Consider the following 23,618-nt stretch of genomic DNA (forward strand, 5'->3'; position numbering starts at 1 on the left):
ATCGACTGGATCCGCATCAGTACTACTGAGACTTATTGGTTTATATAGGGTTCCTGTCACTGCCGGCAGGCTATGAACCAAGAGGCAGGGGATGTTCGGGCGCGCCACATTCAGAGGAAAGTTTTTTCTTTTCTGCTTGCCGAAGAGAGACTAGGCCTGACTTGCTGGGCCAGCCGTCTGCAGCTCAATCCGTCTTGTTATAAAATTCCCACATGAGTAAAGCTTTTACACGCGAAGATGATGTTGATGATGATGACTTGGAGCCATCGGTGCGTTTGCCGGCCGGGGGCAAGAACTACATCACGCCCAAGGGCTACCAGAAGCTGAGGGACGAACTAGATCAGCTTTGGAAGGTCGAACGTCCGGAGTTGGTCAAGACCATTGCATGGGCAGCTTCCAACGGCGATCGCTCCGAGAATGGCGATTACATCTACGGCAAGAAGCGGCTGCGCGAGATCGACCGACGGGTGCGCTTTTTGCGCAAGCGCCTGGAAGCGGCTGTGGTAGTCGATCCGGCGGTGCGAGGAGAATGCGATCAGGTATTTTTCGGCGCGACGGTGACGGTTTGCGACAGCAACGGTTGCGAGAATACCTACAGCATCGTCGGCGTGGATGAGGCCGATGTGGTACGTGGCTGGATCAGCTGGGTCTCGCCGCTGGCGAGTACACTGCTCAAATTGCGTGAGGGCGAGGTGGCGATGTTGCGCACCCCGGTCGGCATTCAGGAGCTGGAGATACTCTCGGTGATCTATCGCGAGCTGAGTTGATCGAGTCTCATCGTTTGTGGTCTACACCGTATCGAAAGGATGGTTTGATCATGGACCCAAGACTGTTACAGATTCTCAACAATCGTGAGCAGAACTATCCGCATGCATTGGAGCGGCAGTATCCTCGCATCCTTTCCAAGATCATGGAGCTGTGGGACTCTCCCGCCAGCGATGCGTATTTCGTCGACTTGATGGTCGACAAGCGCGGCGACCGCGCAGGCTTCCCTCCGGATGTGGCTTCAGACATCATCTATCTCAGCATGGTGCATGGCCGTCAACCCCAGCGTGTCAAACAAGATGTGTGGGGGCAGGTTCCGGAAACCGTTCGGCAGGAAGTCGAGAACCTTGGTGTCCCGTTTTCGCCGAAAGGATTCATCAAAGCAAGCGAAGAGGGTAACACCCGCGCCATTATCCTGTTCCTGAGCGCGGGCATGGATGTCGACACCTGCGACGAGCGGTTGTGGACGCCGTTGATGATCTCGGCGTTCAATGGCAACAGAGACATGGCAGAGCAGCTGATCAAGGCTGGGGCGAACGTTCACCATAAGGACAGTGCCGGCTATACGCCGTTGCACTGGGCCGCTTTCAATGGCTATATAAGAGTGGTGGAGTTGCTGTTGAGCAAGCAGGCTGACGTCAATGCGCGTAGCAGTCACGGCTGGACGGCATTGCTGCAAGCGGCTACCCGAGGCCATCTTTCGGTGAGTTCGTTGCTGATCGAGAAAGGAGCGGACGTGAACATGGCTTCCAACGATGGCTGGACACCCTTGCACAAGGCGGCGGCGAACGGACACCTGGCGGAGGTGAAGTTATTGCTCAGCAAGGGGGCGTATCCTGATGCGAAATATGCCGATGGCAAGACTGCGCTGGAGTTGGCCGTCAAGAACAAGCATGAGCAAATCGTTGCGGCGTTGACTGCCAGGGGGTGATGCTTACGCGTCACTGTCGCTCTTGATACAATGAACCGCTCGGACTGGAATAACAAACAACTAACGCTCTAAGGGACTGCCATGAAGAAAATCGAAGCGATCATCAAGCCATTCAAGCTGGACGAGGTGCGTGAAGCGCTTTCCGAGCTGGGGGTGAGCGGTTTGACGGTCACCGAAGTGAAGGGTTTCGGGCGACAAAAGGGGCATACGGAGCTGTATCGCGGTGCTGAGTATGTGGTCGATTTTCTCCCCAAGATCAAGGTCGAGGTGGTGGTGTCGACCGAATTGCTCGATACGGCAGTCGAGGCCATCATCAAGGCGGCGCACACCGGCAAGATCGGCGACGGCAAGATTTTTGTCTCCTCCGTGGAGCAGGTCATCCGCATCCGCACCGGCGAAACCAACGAGACGGCCCTGTAAGGGGTCCTCCGCCCCGGCCGGCGCAGCCGATTTACTGGTCTGCCCGGCATGCGTATAATGCGCCCTTTGCCGAGGGCCGTTTCATATGCGCATCATTCAAAAAGCACTGACCTTTGACGACGTTCTGCTCGTCCCCGCCTATTCCAATGTGTTGCCGCGCGACGTTAGCTTGCGCACCCAGCTGACCCGCAACATCACTCTGAACATCCCGCTGCTTTCAGCGGCGATGGACACCGTTACCGAATCCCGCCTGGCGATCGCGCTGGCGCAGGAAGGCGGTATCGGTATCGTGCACAAAAACATGCCGTCTGCCGCGCAGGCCGCGGAAGTATCCAGGGTCAAGCGCTTCGAGAGCGGCGTGGTCAAGGATCCCATCACCATCACGGCGGACATGACCGTACGCAACGTGCTGGCCCTGACGCGCCAGCACAAGATCTCCGGCTTACCGGTAGTGGAAGGCAAGCAACTGGTCGGTATCGTTACCAACCGCGACCTGCGTTTCGAGAGCAACCTCGACCAGCCCATCCGTAACATCATGACACCGCGCGAGCGTCTGATCACCGTCAAGGAGAACACCAGCCTGGACGAGGCCCGAGCCCTGATGCACAAGCACCGCATCGAGCGCGTGCTGGTGGTCAACGACGCATTCGAACTGCGCGGCCTGATGACGGTCAAGGACATCCTCAAGTCCACCGAACATCCGCGCGCCTGCAAGGACAGCCAGGGGCGTCTGCGCGTCGGCGCGGCGGTTGGCGTCGGTGCAGGTACCGAAGAGCGTGTCGCGTTGCTGGCCGAAGCCGGTGTGGACGTGATCGTGGTGGATACCGCACACGGCCATTCGCAGGGCGTGCTGGATCGCGTGAAGTGGGTCAAGGACAATTTCCCGCAGGTCGAAGTGATCGGCGGCAACATCGCTACCGGCGGCGCGGCGCAAGCCTTGCTGGATCACGGCGCGGACGGCGTGAAGGTCGGTATCGGCCCGGGCTCCATCTGTACCACCCGTATCGTTGCAGGCGTGGGCGTGCCGCAGATCGGCGCGATCCAGAACGTGGCCAAGGCCTTGCAAGGCACCGGTGTACCCTTGATCGCCGACGGCGGCGTGCGCTTCTCCGGCGACATCTCCAAGGCGATCGCCGCCGGCGCGCATGCGGTGATGCTGGGCGGCCTGTTCGCCGGCACCGAGGAAGCGCCGGGTGAGATCGAACTGTTCCAGGGGCGTTCCTACAAGTCCTATCGCGGCATGGGCAGTCTGGGCGCGATGCAGCAGGGTTCCAGCGACCGCTACTTCCAGGAAAACGAAAGCAATCAGGACAAGCTGGTGCCGGAAGGCGTCGAAGGCCGCGTGCCTTACAAGGGCAGCGTGCTGGCGGTGATCCACCAGCTGATGGGCGGTCTGCGTGCCAGCATGGGCTACCTCGGCTGCGCCGACATCGCCACGATGCACACCAAGGCCGAGTTCGTCGAGATCACCTCGTCCGGCATCCGTGAATCGCACGTGCATGATGTGCAGATCACCAAGGAAGCCCCTAACTACCACATCGACTAGGATTCAGGAGACGGGATACAGGATTCAGGGCAAACCCTACTGTATCCCGTGCCCAGTATCCCGTATCCGTATCCTCAAAAAGCCATGCACAAGAAAATCCTCATCCTCGACTTCGGTTCCCAGTACACCCAGCTCATCGCGCGCCGCGTGCGCGAGACGAATGTCTACTGCGAACTGCATCCGTGGGACATGACGGCGGAAGAGATCCGCGCTTTCAATCCTTCCGGCATCATCCTGTCCGGCGGTCCCAACTCGGTGTATGAGGAAGAGACGCCGAAAGCGCCGCAGGTCGTGTTCGAACTGGGTGTGCCGGTATTCGGCATCTGCTACGGTATGCAGACCATGGCTGCGCAACTGGGCGGCAAGGTCGAGAGCGGCAAGGTGCGCGAGTTCGGCTATGCCGAGATTCGTGCGCAGGGCCATTCAAAGCTGTTCGACGGCATCCAGGACAAGACCAATGCGCAAGGCCACGGTCTGCTTGACGTGTGGATGAGCCACGGCGACAAGGTGACCGCGCTGCCGCCGGGCTTCTCGGTGATCGCCTCCAACGAGGCAACTCCGTTCGCCGCGATGGCGGACGAATCGCGCCGCTTCTACGCGGTGCAGTTCCACCCCGAGGTCACCCATACCCATCAGGGCAAGGCCATCCTTGCGCGCTTCGTGCACGACATCTGCGGCTGCGCTAAGGACTGGAACATGCCGGACTACATCGCCGAGGCGGTGGAGAAGATCCGTGCGCAGGTGGGCAGCGAGGAGGTCATCCTCGGCCTGTCCGGCGGCGTGGATTCCTCGGTTGCTGCGGCGCTGATCCATCGCGCCATCGGCGACCAGCTTACCTGCGTGTTCGTGGACAACGGCCTGCTGCGTCTGAACGAGGGCGCTCAGGTAATGGAGACCTTTGCCAACCACCTGCACATGAAGGTGATCCACGTCGATGCCAGCGGCGAGTTCATGAAGCATTTGGCAGGTGTCACCGACCCCGAGCAGAAGCGCAAGATCATCGGCCGAGAGTTCGTCGAAGTGTTCCAGCGCGAGTCCGCCAAGCTGAAGCAGGCCAAGTGGCTGGCGCAGGGCACCATCTACCCGGACGTGATCGAGTCGGCCGGTTCCAAGACCAAGAAGGCGCACACCATCAAGTCGCACCACAACGTCGGCGGTTTGCCGGAATCCATGCACCTCAAGTTGCTGGAGCCACTGCGCGAACTGTTCAAGGATGAAGTGCGCGAGCTGGGCATTGCGCTCGGTCTGCCTGCAGATATGATCTACCGCCACCCGTTCCCCGGGCCGGGCCTGGGCGTGCGCATCCTCGGCGAAGTGAAGCACGAGTATGCCGAACTGCTGCGCCGGGCGGATGCGATCTTCATCGAAGAACTGCGCAACACCAGGGATGCCAGCGGCAAAACCTGGTACGAACTGACCTCGCAGGCATTCACCGTCTTCCTGCCGGTGAAGTCTGTCGGCGTGATGGGCGACGGCCGCACCTACGAATGGGTGGTTTCACTGCGCGCAGTTCAGACGCAGGACTTCATGACCGCGCATTGGGCGCACCTGCCGTACGAATTGCTGGGCAAGGTGTCCAACCGAATCATCAACGAAGTGCGCGGCATCAACCGCGTCGTCTACGACATCTCCGGCAAACCACCCGCTACGATTGAGTGGGAGTGAAGGGAGCGCAGGCGGAAGAGGGGCCCTGCGCATAGCGTGGGGATCTGACCCGAGCGACCGCCGCCTCGGAGGGCGGAGCGGTGCCCCGCTTGCGGGGTGCGACCCCGGAGAGGATGCGCCCGCGAAACCTCCAGCGGGAAATTTGCTGCCGAGCTGGAATGAGCGGGCAGCCCCTTTATCTGAAGAACGGAAACCCTCTCAGAATGCCCTGCATCGCAGGGCATTCTGCTTTCTGCATACAACCAATGACAGGCAGCGCCAGACAGTAGGGGTTTCGCGTATTCCTGCCACAAAAAAACTGTATTTCCCGGATGGAGCTCACCTGGTCCGACTTTGCGATTGACCAGCGCCCGATGCCGAGGGTACCCTTCGTCGCTGAGGGCTGTCGCGATGACAGCCTGTGACTTTTGTGCGCAACGGAGATGGGGAAAGGGACTTGAATAAAGATCTAACACTCGGTTCCAGCAGCTCGGATGCAACGGCGCGGCTTCGTTCCGTCATTGCGCATGCGCATTCTCAATCGGCTCACCTGCTGCATGTGTTGCATGCGGTGCAGCAGCACTTTCATCACATCCCCGATGAAGCAGTCGCCGAAGTGGCGGTGCAGCTCGATCTGCCGTTCGGACAGGTGGACGGGGTGGTCGATTTCTATTCCTTCTTCCACCGGAGTCCGCGCGGACGCTACGACATCCTGTTCAGCAGCTGCACCAGTTGTGGAGACCGGAATTTGATGGCTAAGCTCTGCGAACTGCTGGGCGTGGCACCCGATCAGACGCGTGCCGACGGTCTGGTCAGCATCGCGGAGACTTCCTGTATCGGCATGTGCGACCACGGCGCGGCGATGCTGGTCAACGGCGTGCCGCTCGCTCAGATCGATGCCCCCATCGTCACCCACATCGCCAAGCTGGTCGAGGCGGAAGCGCCGCTGGTGACCTGGCCTGCCGAGTGGTTCAAGGTGGAAGACAATGTGCGCAAGAGCGGTCTGCTGCTCGGCGACGATTTCGCGCCTGGGCAGGGATTGCGCGCCATGCTGGCGCGTGGTGCCGATGCCACACTGGAAGAGATCGTCCTTTCCGGCCTGCGCGGCCGCGGCGGTGCAGGTTTCAGCACGGGCACGAAATGGAAGCTGTGCCGCGAGGCGCAGGGCGAGGCGCACTATGTGGTGTGCAACGCCGACGAGGGTGAGCCCGGCACTTTCAAAGACCGCATGCTGCTGCGCAGTCACGCCGACCGGGTGTTCGAGGGCATGACCTTGTGCGCCTTCCTGATCGGTGCGGAGCGCGGGATGCTCTACCTGCGCGGCGAGTATCGCCATCTGTTGCTGCACCTGCAGGCCGTGCTGGCGCGGCGCCGGGAACTCTCCCTGTTGGGAGAAAACATCCTCGGCCAGCCGGGATTCAATTTCGACATCGACATCGTGGTCGGCGCGGGCGCCTACATCTGCGGCGAGGAGTCGGCCCTGATCGAATCGCTGGAAGGCAAGCGCGGCGTGCCGCGGGTGCGCCCGCCGTTCCCGGTGACGCACGGCTATCTCGGCCAGCCCACCGTGGTCAACAACGTCGAGACATTCATCGCTGCCGCTAGTATCGCGTTGCACTGCAGTCCGTGGTTCGCCGCGGTAGGCTCGGGGAAATCGGCAGGCAGCAAGCTGCTCAGCATCAGCGGCGACTGTGCGAAGCCGGGTATCTACGAGTATCCATTTGGTGTCTCGGTCCGGCAGATACTGGAGGACTGCGGTGCGCTGGATACGCAGGCCGTGCAGGTCGGTGGGCCATCAGGCTCTCTGATCGGTGCGTCGGAGTTCGACCGCAAGCTGGGTTTCGAGGATTTGTCCACCGGCGGTTCTTTCATGGTGTTCGGTGCGGGGCGCGACATGCTCTCCGTCATCGGCAACTTCGCCCATTTCTTCGCCCACGAGAGCTGTGGTTTCTGCACTCCCTGCCGTGTGGGAACGACGCTGCTGAAGAACGGCGTGGACAAGATCGCCGCCGGGCGCGGCACGCAATACGACCTGGATGAGATGCGGCGCATGGCCGCGCTGGTCAAGCGCCGCTCGCATTGCGGGTTGGGGCAGACCGCGGCGAACCCCGTCCTGGACGGACTGCAGCGATTCCCGCAGGTCTTCGAAAAGCGTCTGGCGCAGCGCGATTTCGTGCCGTTCTTCGATCCCGATGCGGCGCTTGAACAGGCGCGCCAGATCACCCGCCGCGACGATGCGAAGGCGCACCTGGAATGAACGAGGCGAAGATGGACGCACAAATGAAATCAGGCACCATCATGATCGACGGACGCGAGATCCCGTTCGAGGCAGGGCAGACCATCATGGATGCGGCCCTTGCGGCCGGAGTCTATATCCCTCACCTGTGCCACCGCCCCGGCCTGAAACCGCACGGCAGCTGCAAGCTTTGCGTCGTCGACATCGATGGCCGCAGCGTGTCGTCCTGCACCATGCCCGCCGCGGATGGGCAACGCATCGGCAATGAAACGGCGGAACTGAACGAGCAGCGCAGGACGCTCACGCAGATGCTGTTCATCGAGGGCAACCATATCTGCCCGTCCTGCGAGAAGACCGGCGATTGCTCGCTGCAGGCGGTGGCCTATCACTTGGGCATGACGGACGGGCATTTCCAGCATTTCTACCCGCGCCGCGAGGTGGATGCATCTCACCCGACCATCATGCTCGACCGTGACCGGTGCATTCTGTGCGAACTGTGCGTGCGTGCCAGCCGCGACGTGGACGGCAAGAACGTATTTGCCATCTCCGGGCGCGGCCTCGATGCGCACCTGGTGGTGAACACGGCCAGCGGCAAGCTGGTCGACAGCGACATCGCCGTCGGAGACCTCGCTGCGAACGTGTGCCCGGTGGGCGTGATCCTGATCAAGGAGCGCGGTTACGAAGTGCCGATCGGAAAGCGCATCTTCGACCAGCACCGGATCAGCGAGACCGGCCTGGATACCGTGGCCCTGATCAAAGAAAGGCATCCCGATGAGTGAGGCAATAAAGAAAGTCCGGGTTGCCACCGTCTCGCTGGCGGGCTGCTTCGGCTGCCACATGTCGTTCCTCGACATGGACGAGCGGCTGGTGCCCCTGATGGAGCGCATCGAGTTCAACCGTTCGCCGCTCACCGATATCAAGCATTGCGATCCCTGCGACATCGGCCTGATCGAAGGCGGTTTGTGCAATTCGGAGAACGTCGAGGTGCTGCGCGAGTTCCGCGACAACTGCAGGATACTCATTGCGGTCGGCGCTTGCGCCATCAACGGAGGCATCCCCGCCATGCGCAACCAGTTCGAACTGCGTGACTGCCTGGCCGAATCCTATCTGGACGGGATAGGTGTGGAGAATCCGCAGATCCCGAACGACGTCGAGCTGCCGTTGATGCTCGATAAGGTGCACCCGGTGCACGAGGCGGTGAAGATCGATTACTTCCTGCCGGGCTGCCCGCCGTCCGCCGACGAATTTCTCAAGATCATCGGCGACCTGCTGGAGGGGAAACAGCCCAGCCTGCCGCAAAACCTCGTGCATTACGATTAAGGACCGCCTCAGCATGGAACAGAACCAGCCATCGACATCCGGCCTCAGGCGCGTAGCCATCGATCCGATCTCGCGCGTCGAGGGGCACGGCAAGATCACCTTGCTGCTCGACGACGAGAACCATATCCGTGAAGCGCGGTTGCACATCGTCGAGTTCCGCGGCTTCGAGAAATTCATTCAGGGGCGCCCGTACTGGGAAGTGCCGATCTTCGTGCAGCGACTGTGCGGCATCTGCCCCGTCAGTCATCACTTGGTCGCGGCCAAGGCGGTGGACCAGTTGGCAGGTGTGGACCGTCTCACCCCGACGGCGGAAAAGATACGGCGTCTGCTTCATTTCGGGCAGGTGCTGCAGTCGCATGCGCTGCACTTTTTCCACCTGTCTTCGCCCGACCTGCTGTTTGGCTTTGGCAGCGATATGGCCAAGCGCAACATCGTCGGCGTGCTGGAAAAATATCCGGACATTGCGCTGAAGGGCGTGAAGATGCGCAAGTACGGGCAGCGGATCATCGAGACGATCTCCGGCAAGCGCATCCATGGCACGATCGCCGTACCGGGCGGGGTGAACAAATCGATCAGTATTGCCGAGCGCGATGCCATGTTGGCGGACATCGACGATATCCTGGCCTGGAGTCAGGACGCGCTGGCTCTCAACGAATACATCCATGGCGCACATACCGAGCATTACAGCTTCGCCACCATACGCAGCAATTTTTTGAGCATGGTCGGCGGCAACGGTGAGCTGGAGCTGTACCACGGAGGCCTGCGCGCAAGGTCGGCAACGGGCGATGTTCTCTTCGACCAGTTCGATTACTGCGGTTACCGGGATATCCTGCGCGAGGAAGTGCGTCCGTGGAGCTATATGAAATTCCCGTTCCTGACAGCCTTGGGCAAGGAGCAGGGCTGGTATCGGGTCGGTCCGCTGGCTCGCGTGAATAACTGCGATTCCATCTCGACGCCGCTGGCGGAGGCTGCACGCAAGCGCTTCCGTGACTTCGCCCAGGGAGGACTGGTGCACGACACGCTCGCCTATCACTGGGCGCGCATGATCGAGACGCTGCATTGTGCCGAGTCCATCCAGCAGTTGCTTCACGATCCGGACATCACCGGAACCGATCTGTTGGAGGACAAGGGCGACAGGCGCAAGGTGGGTATCGGCGTGCTCGAAGCGCCGCGCGGCACATTGTTCCATCACTACGAGATCGACGATGACGGCATGGTGGCAAAGGCCAACCTGATCGTATCCACCACCAGCAATAACCAGGCGATGAACGAGTCGGTGCGCGCGGTCGCCAACGAGTACCTCGATGGAAAGGAGATCACCGAGGGACTGCTCAATCACCTCGAGGTTGCGGTGCGAGCCTACGATCCCTGCCTTTCCTGCGCCACGCACGCGCTGGGCAAGATGCCGCTGACGGTCGAGCTGCAGGACAGTTCGGGCAGCGTTGTTTCCACGCTGTTGCGTTCCGCCGACGGGGAATTCTGCGCCGCGCCCTGATGACCCCACCCGTCCTGATCTTCGCTATCGGTAACGAGTCGCGCGGCGACGATGCTCTTGCGCCCATGTTGCTGCGCGGCCTTGCCGATGCTGGCTTGGGCTCGCAGGTCGAATTGCTCGAGGATTACCAGTTGCAGATCGAGCACGTCGCCGACCTCGCTGGGCGCGAGCGGGTGCTGTTCGTCGACGCCGACATGTCCTGCATGGAGCCGTTTCATCTTTCCCGGATCGCGTCCGAAAAAGACAGCAGCTATACCAGCCATGCGATGACACCTCACGCCTTGCTGCATGCCTATCACCAAGTGTATGGAGAGGATGCGCCAGGAGCCTTCCTGCTGCGAGTGCGCGGTTATGGATTCGAACTCGGCGAATCGTTGAGCGACGGGGCAGCGGCCAATCTGGCTGCGGCAAGCGCCCGTGCATGTGAATGGCTGGCTGACATTCAGGCTGTGAGATAGTAAGCTTCGCGTAAGAACCAGAACGGGAGGGGTATGTTCCAGATACGCATACACGGCCGCGGCGGCCAGGGCGTGGTGACGGCCACGGAGATGCTGTCGGTCGCCGCATTCGAGGAAGGTCGTCACGCGCAAGCCTTTCCCAGTTTTGGTTCGGAGCGCACCGGCGCCCCGGTGGTGGCGTTCTGCCGTATCGACGACAAGGAGATCCGCCTGCGCGAGCCCATCATGGAGCCGGACGCGCTCATCATCCAGGATCCCACTCTGCTGCACCAGATCGACGTGTTCGCCGGCTTGAAGCCGGATGGTTACGTGCTGCTCAACTCCCATCACAGTTTCGAGGACATCGGCCTGGGCGACCTCGTCAAGGAAAGAGGGCCCAAAAGATTGTGCACCCTGCCGGCCACCGAACTGGGACTCAAGCATATCGGCCGCCCCATCCCCAACGTGCCGCTGCTGGCCGGCTTCGCCGCACTGTCCGGCCTGATTCGCCTGGAGTCGGTCATCAAGGCGATCAATGAACGTTTTTCCGGCAAGGTGGCCGAAGGAAATATCGCCGCCGCGACCGAGGCCTACAACCTGGTTAAAGCGAAGATGGAGGAGGGTACGAATGCTTAAACAGACCGAAGGCTCCCGCGCCGTCGCCGAAGCTATCGCATTGTGCCGTCCGGAAGTGATCTGCGCCTATCCGATCTCTCCGCAGACCCATATCGTCGAAGCGCTGGGCGAGATGGTCAAAGCGGGCGAACTGACGCCCTGCGAGTTCATCAACGTCGAGAGCGAGTTTGCCGCGATGTCTGTGGCCATCGGTTCATCGGCAGCGGGCGCGCGCTCCTACACTGCAACCGCCTCGCAGGGACTGCTGTATATGGTCGAGGCGGTGTACAACGCTTCCGGCCTCGGCTTGCCTATCGTGATGACCGTGGCGAACCGCGCCATCGGCGCGCCGATCAATATCTGGAACGATCATTCCGATTCTCTTTCGCAGCGCGATTCCGGGTGGATGCAGTTATTTGCCGAAACCAACCAGGAAGCGGTCGACCTGCACATCCAGGCGTTCCGTCTTGCCGAGGAACTGTCGATGCCGGTGATGGTGTGCATGGACGGTTTCATCCTCACCCACGCATTCGAGCGCGTGGATATCCCGACCCAGGAACAGGTCGACGCCTATCTGCCGCCGTTCGACCCGCGCCAGGTGCTCGACCCCAACGAACCTATCTCCATCGGTGCGATGGTCGGGCCGGAAGCCTTCATGGAAGTGCGCTACCTCGCACACGCCAAGCAGATGCAGGCACTGGAGCTGATCCCGCAACTGGCATCCGAGTTCAAGCAGCAGTTCGGGCGCGACAGCGGCGGACTGGTTCGCACCTACCGTGCCGAAGACGCCGAGACCATGATCGTGGCGATGGGCTCGGTGCTCGGCACCATCAAGGACACCGTGGACGAGATGCGCGACGAGGGCCACAAGATCGGCGTGCTCGGCATCACCAGTTACCGTCCGTTTCCGCTCAAGGAAGTGCGTGCCGCGCTGGTGAACTGCAAGCGCTTCGTGGTGCTGGAGAAGAGCCTCGCCGTCGGCATGGGCGGCATCGTTGCCACCGACGTGCGCATGGCGGTGACCGGCACCGGCCTCAAGGGCTATACCGTGGTCGCGGGTCTCGGCGGACGGCCGATCACCATGGCCTCATTGCGCCAGGTGTTCCAGCGGGCGGAGAAGGAAGAGCTGGAGCCGGTCAACTTCCTCGATCTGGACTGGGACGCAGTCAACAAGCAACTGGAGCGCGAGCGGCAGACCCGTCACTCCGGCCCCATCGCCGAGAACCTGCTGCACGACAAGGGCATCGTTTCGGCGGCGAAATTCGGTTGAGGAGGCATCATGGGATTCCAACCAGTCAAGTTCTACCAGACCGGCACCTACACTGTCGGCAACCGTTTATTGGCGCCGGACGAGCGCAGCGTGCAGTCCAGTCTGTTGCGTGCCAATGCGATCGATTCGGGCCATCGTGCCTGCCAAGGCTGCGGAGAAGCGCTGGGGGCGCGTTATGCGATCGATGCGGCGATGGCCGAGAGCCACGGGCAGCTGATCGCGGCAAATGCGACCGGCTGTCTCGAAGTGTTTTCCACGCCTTATCCAGAATCGTCCTGGCAGGTGGCCTGGATCCATTCGCTGTTCGGCAACGCACCGGCGGTGGCGACCGGCATCGCGGCGGCGATGAAGGTCAAGGGAAAAACCGATGTGCGCGTGGTGGCGCAGGGCGGCGATGGCGGTACCACCGACATCGGCTTCGGCTGCCTGTCCGGCATGTTCGAGCGCAACGACGATGTGCTCTACATCTGCTACGACAATCAGGCATACATGAATACCGGCGTGCAGCGCTCCAGCGCCACGCCGCCCACTGCGCGTACGGCGACCACTATGCCGGTCGGTGCCGAGCCCGGCAACGTGTTCGGCCAGGGCAAGAACCTGCCCGAGATCGCCATGGCACACAACATTCCCTACGTCGCCACGGCGACGGTGGCCGATCTGCGCGACCTCGAGTACAAGGTGCGCAAGGCGATGAACATCCGCGGTTCACGCTACATTCATCTTTTCGTGCCCTGTCCGCTGGGCTGGGGCACAGCATCGGACGACACCATACGCATCGCGCGCCTGGCCAAGGAGACCGGCATGTTCCCGGTGTTCGAGGCCGAGCACGGCGAGGTCACCGGCGTGCTGAAGATACGCCATAAATTGCCCGTGGAGGAATACCTCAAGCCGCAACGGCGTTTCGCGCACCTGTTCGGCAAGCACGGGCATCCCGAGATGATCGCGCGCCTGCAGGCCATCGCCGACCGCAACATCCGCAAGTACGGGTTGGTGGACGAGGAGAACAACTGAGATGCCCAGCAAACCATTCGCTATCACACTGAAACCGGGAACATCGCTCGCGAACCTCACCGGCACATGGCGCACCGCGCGGCCGGTGTACCTCGACCGCCTGCCGCCCTGCAACAACGCCTGTCCCGCGGGCGAGAACATCCAGGGCTGGCTGTTCCACGCCGAGTCCGGCGATTACGAACAGGCCTGGCGCGTGCTGGTGGAGAACAATCCGATGCCAGCCATCATGGGGCGCGTGTGCTATCACCCCTGCGAAACGGCATGTAACCGAGGCCAGCTCGACGAGGCTGTGGGCATCAACTCGGTCGAGCGATTCCTCGGCGACGAGGCGATCAAGCGCGGGTGGAAGTTCTCCGATCCGGCTCCGGCCACGGGCAAGAAGGTGCTGGTGGTGGGCGCGGGGCCTTCGGGCCTTTCTGCCGCCTATCATCTCGCGCGCATGGGCCACAAGGTCGAGATACAGGAAGCCGGCCCGTTCGCGGGCGGCATGATGCGCTTCGGCATCCCCAAGTACCGGTTGCCGCGCGACGTGCTGGATGCTGAGGTGCAGCGCATCCTCGATCTCGGCGTCACGCTGAAGCTCAATACCAAAGTGGCGAACATCGAGCAGAGCATGAAGCAGGGAGGTTTCGACGCGGCCTTCCTCGCGGTCGGCGCGCACATCGGCAAGCGCACCTTCATCCCCGCAGGCGATGCGGCGCATATCGTCGATGCCGTTTCGGTACTGCGCTCGATGGAGGGCGAAGACAAGCCCATGCTGGGGCGCAAGGTCGTGGTGTACGGCGGAGGCAATACCGCCGTGGACGTGGCTCGCACCGTCAAGCGCATGGGAGCCGAGCCGGTCATCGTCTACCGCCGCACGCGCGACAAGGCGCCGGCGCACGATTTCGAGATCGAGGAGGCTTTGCAGGAAGGCGTGATGATCAAGTGGCTGTCCACCATCAAGCAGGCTGGCGACAAGAGCCTGACCGTCGAGAAGATGGTGCTGGATGACAAGGGCTTCCCGCAGCCGACCGGGGAATTCGAGACCATCGAGGCCGACTCGCTGGTGCTCGCGCTGGGGCAGGACGTCGACCTTTCGCTGCTGGACGGTGTGGCCGGTCTGGAGATCAAGGACGGCGTGGTGCAGGTCGGTCCCAACATGATGACCGGCTATCCCGGCATCTTCGCGGGCGGCGACATGGTGCCGTCTGAACGCACTGTTACGGTAGGGATCGGCCACGGCAAGAAGGCTGCGCGCCACATCGATGCATGGCTGTTCGGCACCACCTATGAACCTGCACCGAAACACGAGATCGCTACCTTCGACAAGCTCAATCCGTGGTACTACTCCGACGCCGACAAGACCGTGCGCCCGATGCTGGACATCATCCGCCGCCAGACCAGCTTCGACGAAGTGCAGGGCGGGCTGGACGAGACCAACGCGCTGTTCGAGGCGCGGCGCTGCCTGTCATGCGGCAACTGCTTCGAGTGCGACAACTGCTACGGCGTGTGTCCCGATAACGCGGTGATCAAGCTCGGCCCCGGCAAGCGGTTCCGGATCAACTACGACTACTGCAAGGGCTGCGGCCTGTGCGCGGCGGAGTGCCCGTGCGGGGCGATCAAGATGGTTCCTGAGGATATCTGACGAGGGATTCAACCATGCATGAAATGTCCCTGGCCGAAAACGTGTTGCAGATCATCGAGAACGCTGCGCGCAACCAGGATTTTCATCGCGTCAAGACAGTATGGCTGGAGATCGGCCGGCTCTCCTGCGTCGAGCCAGATGCGCTTCGCTTCGCCTTCGATGCGGTGATGCATGGCAGTATCGCGCATGGGGCGCGGCTGGAGATCGTCGAGATTCCAGGGCGGGGAGTGTGCCTGGACTGTTCGAGCGAGGCAGTGATCACTGCTCGCTACGAAGCATGTCCGGCCTGCGGCAGCCATAAGGTGCGCGTGACCAGCGGCGAGAACATGCGCGTCAGGGAATTGGAAGTGGAGTGACTTGTCTCGGGTACCTACCTGGCATGGGTGAGTATGGTATCCGCCAGCTTTTCGTAATCCCCGGAGAAGTGATGGCCGCCTTTCATTTCGATGACGGCGAAATCTTTTCTGTCTAACGGCTTGCACGCGCTGTCGTTTTCATCTTCGCCGTAGATGCAAAGCACATTCATGCCTTTCAGTTTTTGCATTTCGGGGATGACTTTATACGGACTATCGATATTGAAAAGCCACTCGGAAACATGAAACTCGAAATTGGCTTCCTTTCCCGGCCCAAGTAAGGCGACGACTTTTACCCGCGATTGCAGCGAGTCCGGCAGGCGGCTGGTCATGAACGGCAGCGTGTCCGCTCCTGACGAATATCCGACCAGAATGAATTTCTCTGCGCCCCAGGCCTTGCTGTAGTGATCCAGTATGCGTGCGAGGTCTTTGCCGGCGATGCCCGGGTCTTTTTTCTCCCAGAAATACTGCAGGGAATTAAGCCCGACAACCGCAATCCCGTCTTTATTCAAGGCTTCCGCAACCTGCTTGTCGATGCCCGCCCAGCCGCCATCGCCGGAGACCATCACAGCCAGCGTGTCGCTCTTGCCTGTTGCGGGAAGCACGACCAAGGGCAGGTCGCTGAGCTCATCAGTCACGTGCACGGGTGTCATCGGAGGTGGCCGTACAACTGAGATTTTCTGGAAGGCGTCCCTGAACTGAGGCATCCAGTTCTTCTGCACGGAGAACCCATGCCCGACTTTGGCCAGTTCGATCAATTCGGCCCCATTTATCCTGTTCAGGAACGCCTTCGTATCGGGCGTGCTGCACACTCGATCGACATCGCCCTGCATGACGTAAAGTTTCGATGCCAGGGCGGGAACAGGTTGGTAGATGAACCCGAGTTTCGAATCGTAGGTGCCGGTCAACGAGCCGCTGCCTTTGCAGAATGGCTTGGCTGTCTTCAGGTCGGGGCAGAAGCCCATGCTGATCCCGCCGGCGAAGGTATTGGGCGGAGATTGTGCGAATGTGGCATAGACCATCGTCGCGCCGGATGAATAACCCACCAGCACCGGCAGGGTGTAGTGCGGGAAGCGATATTTCTTCTGAAGATACTGGCTGAGCGCCTCGAAATGCGCCGCGGGATAAGCGCACTTCTCGCTCCCGGCATTGAGTCGCTTGATGTAGTGCGTGATGTCGATGCCGACCACCATGCTGTCCAGTTCCGCCAACGATCTGGCCATATCGATCACGCCCAGATTCCAGCCGCCATCGCCCGAGATGAACAACGTTACATGCTTGGGCTGTTCTGAGGATTTATAAATGTGCAGCGTACCGAAAGGCCCGAAGCTATCGGTGCTTTCCATAACACCGGACGCAAAGGCGCGGCTCGTTATTAAAAATAGCAGCAAGGCTGCCGCAGTCAGTGTCCTGGTCATTTGGTAAATACGCCTTTCAGATTGCCTGAAATAATCGTCGTCACCGATAACAGGGCGGATGCCATCGACAGGCCCGCAGGTGCGGCAAGGTAACGCGGCTGCCAGACAGGATCGAATTTGTTCTTGTATTGATACAGTCCCTCAAAGTTATAGAACTCGTTGCCGAAGCGAAATATGGTGTTGCCGATCTTGTTCCAGAGCGGCGCGAGCGGATGCTGTTCCAGCCCTGAAAGCGGTGCCATACCGAGGTTGAACCACTGATATCCCTGTTCTTTTCCCCACAGCAGAAGAGAGATGAGCAGGTATTCCATCAATCCATGCGGAACCTCCGGTTCATAGCGCATCAGGTCGATGGAAAGCTCTTCTTTGTTTTCCAGTTCCCACAGGTTGGCAAATGCGATGATGCATCCATCCTTTTTAACCAGCGCAATCGCGCAGCGGCGAAGATAGTCCGCATTGAAAAAACCGAGCGAAAAACGTTTCTCACGAGCCTTCTTGTCCTCCATCCATCGGTCGGAAATGATCTGGAGTTCGGGAAGGATGGCGCCCACGCCGGAGGATGGGACGATCTCGAACGACAAGCCCTCGCGTTGCTGCCGGTTGTAGGAATGGCGAAGGCCGGATCGTTTGTTCCCTTCCAGGCTGAAAGATGGGAGAGGCACCCTGGCCTCCTCGCCCAGCTTGATGAGCGCGAGACCAAGATCGAGATAGAGCGGGATGTGGTTCTTGCTTACCTGGTAAAAGGCGATTTTTGCATCGTGCCGGTCAGCCAGCGTCCGGAGTTTCCAGGCCAATTCATCATGCTCTTCCGGGATCCCCACGGGATTGCCCATCGACACCCAATACTGGTTCGTGACGGCGAACATCAGAAAGCTGCGGCCGCTTTGACTCCACAGCAGATACTTGTCGCCGGTCAATGCCAGATGAGGGGAAGTTTCACTGGACTGCCTGGCGATGGCCTCCGCTTTATCGAGCTCCGCAGAAGTAGGCAATACGAGGGTAAGCGCCGGACGGGTCAGCAGCCGATAACCGGTAAACCCGGTAACGACGATCAAGATAACCACCAGGGATCGCAGAAAGCGGGAGGCATCTCCATGCAGGGCGAACTGCCACCAGAGCTCGCTGGAATATTCCACGTGCTTGTAGGAAAAGAAGCCCAGCCAGGTCGAGCCGAGCACCACGATCGCCGCCAGCATCAGCCATTGAGGGGAGAGTTCCAGCTGCAACAGGGCCGATTTTCGGTAGAAGAACTTCCTGACCGGGATGAACAAGGCCAGCATTATCCCCAGGAACATCGCCTCTTCGTAATCCAGTCCCTTGCCCAGCGAGGCAACGATCCCCAGTGCCAGCATCGCGATGGTGGCAAAGTAGGCGGCATCGATACGCCGCCTCACTGCCTGTGAAAGCAGCAGCAGGGCCACGCCCGCGACACTGCCGAGCAGGTGGGAAAGCTCCATCACCGGCAGCGGTATGAGGTACTCCATCCATCCCAGGCGATCCTTCAGGGCGGGCGTGGCGCCCGAGAACAGCAATACACCGCCCCCCAGCATCAACAGGATAGAGAATATCTGCGGTATCGCGGATTCGATGACATTGATTGCCGTGCTCACCAGCCTGTGCTCGATGATTCGTTGAACCCTCAACTCATAAGCCGCCAGCATGAAACCGGCGAGGAGTAGCGGCATGAAATAGTAAACGGCGCGATAGATGATCAGTGCGGCAATGATGTGGGGAGCCGAATAGTGGCCGGAGGCCAGGAAGATGAAGCTGCCTTCGAAGATGCCGATCCCGCCCGGCACCATGCTGATGAGTCCGGCAAGCTGCGCAAAAATGTACAGCACCAGAAAATCGCCAAAGGGCATGCCCGTGAAGTGCGACAGCGGGAGATACATCACCAGTGACGCCAGCAACAGGTCGAGCAGGGCTGCCAGCAGCTGACGAAGGGCGAGCGAAAATCCTGGTACCTCCAGACAGAATCCTTTGATGGTCAAGGGCTTCCGGTAGAAAGCGACGATAGCCCACCATGTGATGAGCAATATGGTCCCCGCCATGATCGCCGTCTGCACCGAGCCCGGAGGCAGCCTGTCGGTGATGAGGTTACGATCCGGTGAGAACGCGTAACCGCCCACCATGATGGTCACTGCGCCAAGCAAGTAGGAAACGGTGCAGAACAGCACCACCTTGGCGATGGAAACTCCCGGCATCCCCCATCCGGAATAGAGCCGGTAACGCATCGAGCCGCCCGATAGCCAGGCATGGCCGACATTGTTGCTGATGGCGTAACTCAGGAACGACGTGAACAACACGCGCCGGTAAGGCAGACTTTCCCCTGCATATTCCAGCGCCAGGTAGTCATAGAAGCTCAGGGCGATATAGCTAAACAGCGTGAGCGCGGCGCACATCGTCATCAGCGATACAGGGAAGGCATGCAATGCATGCCGGATGTCCCGCCAGTGGTAGACCTCAATCTCGTGGTAAACGACCAGGATAGCCACGGTGAACAAAACTAGGCTGATGGCCGGGGTCAACTTGTGCAGTGTGTTTTTGAATTCCACCATCAACCTCGCCTGGACCGTTGGAGTTCCATTCTGCAGGATCCGATATGCTCCGTCTTCTGCGCTAGCGTACGTACCCGATAGACTTCAGCTCATCAAAGATCTTTCCGGACAATAGTGCGTGCCCAGCGGCATTGGGATGCAGGGGGTCGCCTTTCAATTGCGGATCGGACAGGACATCGGCGATCGCGTCCTCGATCAACGGGACCTGCTGCCTGTCGGCCACTTCACGGTAGAAATCCGGCACCGTCAGGTTTTGAAAGACAACGCCCGCGACACTGGCTTTCGGCGTCGCCAGCAGAACCGCCTTTGCACCGTGCGACTTGATCTGTGTGAGTATCGTTTCCAGATTGGCGACAGTCACGTCCTGGGGAATATGCCGCAGCATGTCGTTTCCTCCCAGCGTCACCAGCACCAGCACAGGTGTGTGTTCCTCAAGCAACGCCGGCAACCGCTGCAATGCATCGCCGCTGGTGTCGCCGCTTACGCCGCCGTTGATCACGACCCAGCCCGTTCGTTTTGCAAGCAGATCGGGCCACGCCTCCTCGGGAGTCACGCCGGCCCCGGCGGTCAAGCTGTCGCCCAGCGCCAGTACCTGGCTGCCGGGAGAAAGGGGGACCTCCTTTTCCTTGCCGCAGGCAGCGACAAGAACGATGGCGAGCATCAAAAATATCAAGCGTCGAATACGGCTTGATCGGTTCGGATGATCTGCTGGGCTCATGTTGGATTCCTGTCTGTTAGCCAACTGCCGTAAGTGGTCATTGGGGCCGCAAGCAGCTCCCGGTATCCAGCCTGGAACTTATTTCTTGGCAAGGCTCTGCTCGAATTTAACCAGTTCGGTGATATCCGCCTTATGCAGTCCCTTCGGGTCGTTAGGCGGCATGGGGATGTTGCCCCAGTTGCCGGAACCTCCTTTGGATACCTTCATCACCAGGCCGTCGATCAGGGGATATTCCTTGCCGTTGTATTTGAATGTCTTGACGCCCTTGCCGGTGTATTTCTTGGCGACATCCTTCCAGGCGGGGCCGACGAGTTTCCTGTCGATGGCATGGCACGCGATACAGCCAAGCTTCGTGGCCATTGGCGGCATCGGTTCGGCGGCCCTCGCGGATGCCGTGAACATCAGTCCGGTTGCTGCAGCAATGCTGATGATTTCAAGTTTCATGGTTCTCTCCTTGAGAAGGATCCAAAAGCAATGAAACGAAACGTGTCGCACAAATTTCTATAAAGACAACTGAACCTTTATTGACTTACTGTGCTTGTTCAGATCGACAGCGGCTTGCTGACCTTCATAATCGCAGGATCCTCGTCGCTGGGCTTGATGGTGAAGCCTAGGCGGGTCATCATTTTGAGCATGTTGTGGTTGTTGTTCAGCACCTCGCCCTCGATCACCGAGAGTCCGTTGGAGCGAGCCGCTTCCATCAGCGCGACCATGAGCCGCTGCCCCAGTCCCTTGCCCTGCATGTTGTCCGCGATCACCAGTGCGAATTCGCAGGTGTCGCCATCCGGATTGATGGCATAGCGCGCCACGCCCAGCTCGAGCTCGCGGCCCTGTTGTTCCGTGACGGCAACCAGCGCCATCTCGCGGCTGTAGTCGATCTGTGTGAACTTCACCACCATGGTCTCGGTGAGTTCCTGGATGCTGTTCATGAAGCGGAAGTATTTGGATTCTTCCGACAGGTCATGCACGAATTGTTTCTCCAGATCGGCGTCTTCCGGTCTGATCGGGCGGATGGTGACGTCGATGCCGTCAGGCATCTGCCACTGGCTGATGAGGTGAGTGGGATAGGGGTAGATCGCCATGTGCGCGTAGCGGTCCGCGCTGGGCTGGCGGTATTCCACCACGATGCGCGCATCGGCGGCCAGCGCGCCGTTCTCGTCGAGGATCAGCGGATTGATGTCCATCTCCTTGAGCAGAGGCAGTTCGCACACCATTTCCGACACGCGCAGGAGCACGTCTTCCAGCGCTTCCAGATTGGCCGGCGGCATGCTGCGGAAGGCGCCGAGCATCCTGGCGATGCGCGTGCCCTGGATCAGTTCCCGCACCAGGAAGGAGTTCAGCGGCGGCAGCGCGACGGCACGGTCGCCCATCACTTCGACGGCGATACCGCCCGCGCCGAAGGTGATCACCGGACCGAATGCTGGGTCGCTGGTCACGCCTATCATCAGTTCGCGCCCGTTCGGTTTGACGACCATCGGCTCGATGGAGATGCCGTCCATCTTGGCGTTGGGGCGGTTGTGCTGAACGTTGTCGATGATGTGCTGGTAGGCGGCGCGCACCTCATGGGCGTTGTTCACATTGAGCAATACTCCGCCCGCATCGCTCTTGTGCGTGATGTCGGGCGAGTTGACCTTCATCGCCACGGGGAAGCCGAGCTGCTGCGCGATCAGCATCGCCTCGTTGGGCGAGTGCGCGACCATGGTGCGCGCCACGGGGATGTGGAAGGCGGAGAGCAGCGCCTTGGACTCCATCTCGGTCAGCACCTTGCGGTGTTCCTGCATCGCGCCCTCGATGATCAGGCGAGCACTTGCTACATCCGGCTCGACGTGGTGCGAGAACGGACCGGGCATCTGCATCAGCAGCTTCTGGTTGCGGTAGTAGGCGGAGAGGTGCGAGAACACTTCGACTGCGGGCTCGGGTGTGCGGAAATGCGGACGGCGCGCCTTGTTGAACGCGTCGCGAGCGGCTGCGACCTGTGTTTCGCCCATCCAGCAGGTCAGCAGCGGCTTGCTGTGGGTGTCGGCGAGCTCCAGCAGCACCTGCGCCGATTCCAGTGGCTTGGTCATCGCCTGCGGCGTGAGGATGGCCAGCACCCCGTCCACGTTGTCGTCCTCGAGGCAGGCCTTCACTGCATGGTGGTAGCGCTCGGCCTGTGCGTCGCCGATGACGTCCACGGGGTTGCCGTGCGGCCAGTTCGGCGGCAGGTACTGGTTGAGGTATTCGATGGTGGCATCGGACAGCGTGGCCATCGAGAGGCCGAGATCGGCGGCGCGGTCGGTCGCCATCACGCCCGGCCCGCCGCCGTTGGTGACGATGGCAAGCCGGTTGCCTACCGGGCGGAAGCCGCAGGACAGCGCCTTGGCCGCGGTGAACAGCTGCGTGATGGTCTGCACGCGCACCACGCCGACGCGGCTCACGGCGGCATCGAACACGTCGTCCGCGCCGACCAGTGAGGCGGTGTGTGACAGCGCCGCTTTCGAGCCGGCGGCATGGCGCCCGACCTTGACCAGGATGACCGGCTTGAAGCGAGCGGCGGCGCGCATCGCGCTCATGAAGCTGCGAGCGTTGCGGATGCCCTCGATGTACATCAGGATGCTGTGGGTGTTCGCGTCGGACACGAGATAGTCGAGGATCTCGCCGAAGTCCACGTCGGTCGACGAGCCCATCGATACCACGCTGGAGAAGCCGACGTCGTTGCTCTGCGCCCAATCCAGGATTGCGGTGCACAGCGCCCCGGACTGCGAGATGAAGGCGATGTTGCCAGTGTTCGCACTGCCCTTGTTGAAGGTGGCGTTGAGGCCGATGGAGGGGCGCATGATGCCCAGGCAGTTCGGGCCGATGAGGCGGATGCCGTAGCGTCGCGCGGTCTCAAGCAATTGTCTTTCCAGCGCCGCACCTTCATGGCCGGCCTCGCCGAAGCCGGCGGTGATGATGACCGCGGCCTTTACGCCGTGGATGCCACAATCCTCGATGATGGAGGGCACGGTCTGCGCCGGCGTGGCGATCACCGCCAGTTCCACCGGCTCGCCGACGTCGGCGATGCAGGCGTAGGCGCGCCTGCCCTGCACCTCTGCATTCTTCGGGTTGATCGGGTAGAGCTCACCCTGAAAGCCGCTTTCCAGCATGTTCTTGAACACGATCTGGCCGACCGAGTCCTGGCGGTCGCTGGCGCCGAACACGGCGACGGACTTGGGTGCGAACAGGGGATTGAGGTAATGCTTGCCCATGGTTCCGGTTCCGGTGATGTGTCTGGG

General features: G+C 60.7%; 20 protein-coding genes. 15 read left to right on the plus strand and 5 right to left on the minus strand.

The annotated features are described in order from the left end of the window. The first annotated feature begins 212 nt into the window (after window positions 1-212). The 15 genes from greB (at window position 213) to hypA (ending at window position 15,673) form a co-directional block, all read left to right on the plus strand. The gene (gene greB, locus FGKAn22_RS05665; RefSeq protein ID WP_212786993.1) at window positions 213-767 is read left to right on the plus strand and encodes a transcription elongation factor GreB; all 555 of its coding nucleotides are present in this window, start codon (window positions 213-215) and stop codon (window positions 765-767) included. A gap of 50 nt (window positions 768-817) precedes the next feature. Beyond that, window positions 818-1,696 carry an ankyrin repeat domain-containing protein gene (locus FGKAn22_RS05670; protein WP_212786994.1) on the plus strand — a complete coding sequence of 293 codons (879 nt, stop codon included), beginning with the start codon at window positions 818-820 and terminating at the stop codon, window positions 1,694-1,696. Window positions 1,697-1,777: 81 nt separating this feature from the next. After that, complete coding sequence (locus FGKAn22_RS05675) at window positions 1,778-2,116, plus strand: P-II family nitrogen regulator (RefSeq protein WP_212786995.1); 339 nt, start codon at window positions 1,778-1,780, stop codon at window positions 2,114-2,116. An 85-nt stretch (window positions 2,117-2,201) separates the two neighbouring features. Beyond that, a complete protein-coding gene (guaB, locus tag FGKAn22_RS05680; protein ID WP_212786996.1) occupies window positions 2,202-3,662 on the plus strand; it encodes an IMP dehydrogenase in 1,461 nt (486 codons plus the stop codon). Between the two features lie 84 nt (window positions 3,663-3,746). Next, window positions 3,747-5,327 (plus strand): glutamine-hydrolyzing GMP synthase, encoded by a 1,581-nt coding sequence (gene guaA, locus FGKAn22_RS05685; RefSeq protein ID WP_212786997.1) that lies wholly within the window; start codon window positions 3,747-3,749, stop codon window positions 5,325-5,327. A 436-nt stretch (window positions 5,328-5,763) separates the two neighbouring features. Next, a complete protein-coding gene (locus FGKAn22_RS05690) occupies window positions 5,764-7,563 on the plus strand; it encodes an NAD(P)H-dependent oxidoreductase subunit E (RefSeq protein WP_212786998.1) in 1,800 nt (599 codons plus the stop codon). Further along, the gene (locus FGKAn22_RS05695) at window positions 7,560-8,321 is read left to right on the plus strand and encodes a 2Fe-2S iron-sulfur cluster-binding protein (RefSeq protein ID WP_246487470.1); all 762 of its coding nucleotides are present in this window, start codon (window positions 7,560-7,562) and stop codon (window positions 8,319-8,321) included. Before FGKAn22_RS05690 ends, FGKAn22_RS05695 begins: the two co-directional genes overlap by 4 nt. Continuing rightward, complete coding sequence (locus FGKAn22_RS05700; protein WP_212786999.1) at window positions 8,314-8,862, plus strand: NADH-quinone oxidoreductase subunit B family protein; 549 nt, start codon at window positions 8,314-8,316, stop codon at window positions 8,860-8,862. Before FGKAn22_RS05695 ends, FGKAn22_RS05700 begins: the two co-directional genes overlap by 8 nt. A 13-nt stretch (window positions 8,863-8,875) precedes the next feature. Next, window positions 8,876-10,357: a Ni/Fe hydrogenase subunit alpha gene (locus FGKAn22_RS05705; RefSeq protein ID WP_212787000.1), complete on the plus strand. Its 1,482-nt coding sequence runs from the start codon at window positions 8,876-8,878 to the stop codon at window positions 10,355-10,357. Beyond that, the gene (locus FGKAn22_RS05710; protein WP_212787001.1) at window positions 10,357-10,815 is read left to right on the plus strand and encodes a hydrogenase maturation protease; all 459 of its coding nucleotides are present in this window, start codon (window positions 10,357-10,359) and stop codon (window positions 10,813-10,815) included. Before FGKAn22_RS05705 ends, FGKAn22_RS05710 begins: the two co-directional genes overlap by 1 nt. Before the next feature lie 33 nt (window positions 10,816-10,848). Continuing rightward, the gene (locus FGKAn22_RS05715) at window positions 10,849-11,430 is read left to right on the plus strand and encodes a 2-oxoacid:acceptor oxidoreductase family protein (RefSeq protein WP_212787002.1); all 582 of its coding nucleotides are present in this window, start codon (window positions 10,849-10,851) and stop codon (window positions 11,428-11,430) included. Next, window positions 11,423-12,679, plus strand: coding sequence for a pyruvate ferredoxin oxidoreductase (gene porA, locus FGKAn22_RS05720; protein WP_212787003.1), 1,257 nt, complete (start codon window positions 11,423-11,425; stop codon window positions 12,677-12,679). The genes FGKAn22_RS05715 and porA overlap by 8 nt, the downstream gene beginning before the upstream one ends. A gap of 9 nt (window positions 12,680-12,688) precedes the next feature. Next, entirely contained in the window at window positions 12,689-13,690 is a 1,002-nt protein-coding gene (locus FGKAn22_RS05725) for a thiamine pyrophosphate-dependent enzyme (RefSeq protein WP_212787004.1), read from the plus strand. A gap of 1 nt (window position 13,691) precedes the next feature. Continuing rightward, window positions 13,692-15,317 carry an NAD(P)-binding protein gene (locus tag FGKAn22_RS05730; RefSeq protein ID WP_212787005.1) on the plus strand — a complete coding sequence of 542 codons (1,626 nt, stop codon included), beginning with the start codon at window positions 13,692-13,694 and terminating at the stop codon, window positions 15,315-15,317. 14 nt (window positions 15,318-15,331) lie between these two features. Further along, entirely contained in the window at window positions 15,332-15,673 is a 342-nt protein-coding gene (hypA, locus tag FGKAn22_RS05735; RefSeq protein ID WP_212787006.1) for a hydrogenase maturation nickel metallochaperone HypA, read from the plus strand. A gap of 14 nt (window positions 15,674-15,687) precedes the next feature. Here hypA and FGKAn22_RS05740 read toward each other — a convergent pair whose 3' ends face one another. From FGKAn22_RS05740 to FGKAn22_RS05760, 5 genes are all read right to left on the minus strand, one after another. Beyond that, window positions 15,688-17,088, minus strand: coding sequence for a virulence factor family protein (locus FGKAn22_RS05740; protein WP_212787007.1), 1,401 nt, complete (start codon window positions 17,086-17,088; stop codon window positions 15,688-15,690). Then, on the minus strand, window positions 17,085-19,646 hold the full coding sequence (gene mprF, locus FGKAn22_RS05745; protein WP_212787008.1) for a bifunctional lysylphosphatidylglycerol flippase/synthetase MprF: 2,562 nt from the start codon (window positions 19,644-19,646) through the stop codon (window positions 17,085-17,087). The genes FGKAn22_RS05740 and mprF overlap by 4 nt, the downstream gene beginning before the upstream one ends. Window positions 19,647-19,707: 61 nt before the next feature. Then, window positions 19,708-20,364: an arylesterase gene (locus FGKAn22_RS05750; protein WP_212787009.1), complete on the minus strand. Its 657-nt coding sequence runs from the start codon at window positions 20,362-20,364 to the stop codon at window positions 19,708-19,710. Between the two features lie 78 nt (window positions 20,365-20,442). After that, window positions 20,443-20,808 (minus strand): c-type cytochrome, encoded by a 366-nt coding sequence (locus FGKAn22_RS05755; protein ID WP_212787010.1) that lies wholly within the window; start codon window positions 20,806-20,808, stop codon window positions 20,443-20,445. 98 nt (window positions 20,809-20,906) lie between these two features. Beyond that, the gene (locus FGKAn22_RS05760) at window positions 20,907-23,591 is read right to left on the minus strand and encodes a bifunctional acetate--CoA ligase family protein/GNAT family N-acetyltransferase (protein ID WP_212787011.1); all 2,685 of its coding nucleotides are present in this window, start codon (window positions 23,589-23,591) and stop codon (window positions 20,907-20,909) included. Between the last annotated feature and the right edge of the window lie 27 nt (window positions 23,592-23,618).

It is taken from the genome of Ferrigenium kumadai (assembly GCF_018324385.1).
GTDB lineage: Bacteria > Pseudomonadota > Gammaproteobacteria > Burkholderiales > Gallionellaceae > Gallionella > Gallionella kumadai.

Coding starts and splice junctions, on each gene's coding strand:
- FGKAn22_RS05725 (WP_212787004.1), top strand. CDS start 12,689: ATGGGATTCCAACCAGTCAAGTTCTACCAGACCGGCACCTACACTGTC.
- FGKAn22_RS05750 (WP_212787009.1), bottom strand. CDS start 20,364: ATGAGCCCAGCAGATCATCCGAACCGATCAAGCCGTATTCGACGCTTG.
- hypA (WP_212787006.1), top strand. CDS start 15,332: ATGCATGAAATGTCCCTGGCCGAAAACGTGTTGCAGATCATCGAGAAC.
- FGKAn22_RS05760 (WP_212787011.1), bottom strand. CDS start 23,591: ATGGGCAAGCATTACCTCAATCCCCTGTTCGCACCCAAGTCCGTCGCC.
- FGKAn22_RS05710 (WP_212787001.1), top strand. CDS start 10,357: ATGACCCCACCCGTCCTGATCTTCGCTATCGGTAACGAGTCGCGCGGC.
- FGKAn22_RS05700 (WP_212786999.1), top strand. CDS start 8,314: ATGAGTGAGGCAATAAAGAAAGTCCGGGTTGCCACCGTCTCGCTGGCG.
- greB (WP_212786993.1), top strand. CDS start 213: ATGAGTAAAGCTTTTACACGCGAAGATGATGTTGATGATGATGACTTG.
- FGKAn22_RS05715 (WP_212787002.1), top strand. CDS start 10,849: ATGTTCCAGATACGCATACACGGCCGCGGCGGCCAGGGCGTGGTGACG.
- guaA (WP_212786997.1), top strand. CDS start 3,747: ATGCACAAGAAAATCCTCATCCTCGACTTCGGTTCCCAGTACACCCAG.
- mprF (WP_212787008.1), bottom strand. CDS start 19,646: ATGGTGGAATTCAAAAACACACTGCACAAGTTGACCCCGGCCATCAGC.
- FGKAn22_RS05730 (WP_212787005.1), top strand. CDS start 13,692: ATGCCCAGCAAACCATTCGCTATCACACTGAAACCGGGAACATCGCTC.
- FGKAn22_RS05675 (WP_212786995.1), top strand. CDS start 1,778: ATGAAGAAAATCGAAGCGATCATCAAGCCATTCAAGCTGGACGAGGTG.
- FGKAn22_RS05740 (WP_212787007.1), bottom strand. CDS start 17,088: ATGACCAGGACACTGACTGCGGCAGCCTTGCTGCTATTTTTAATAACG.
- porA (WP_212787003.1), top strand. CDS start 11,423: ATGCTTAAACAGACCGAAGGCTCCCGCGCCGTCGCCGAAGCTATCGCA.
- guaB (WP_212786996.1), top strand. CDS start 2,202: ATGCGCATCATTCAAAAAGCACTGACCTTTGACGACGTTCTGCTCGTC.
- FGKAn22_RS05705 (WP_212787000.1), top strand. CDS start 8,876: ATGGAACAGAACCAGCCATCGACATCCGGCCTCAGGCGCGTAGCCATC.
- FGKAn22_RS05755 (WP_212787010.1), bottom strand. CDS start 20,808: ATGAAACTTGAAATCATCAGCATTGCTGCAGCAACCGGACTGATGTTC.
- FGKAn22_RS05695 (WP_246487470.1), top strand. CDS start 7,560: ATGAACGAGGCGAAGATGGACGCACAAATGAAATCAGGCACCATCATG.
- FGKAn22_RS05670 (WP_212786994.1), top strand. CDS start 818: ATGGACCCAAGACTGTTACAGATTCTCAACAATCGTGAGCAGAACTAT.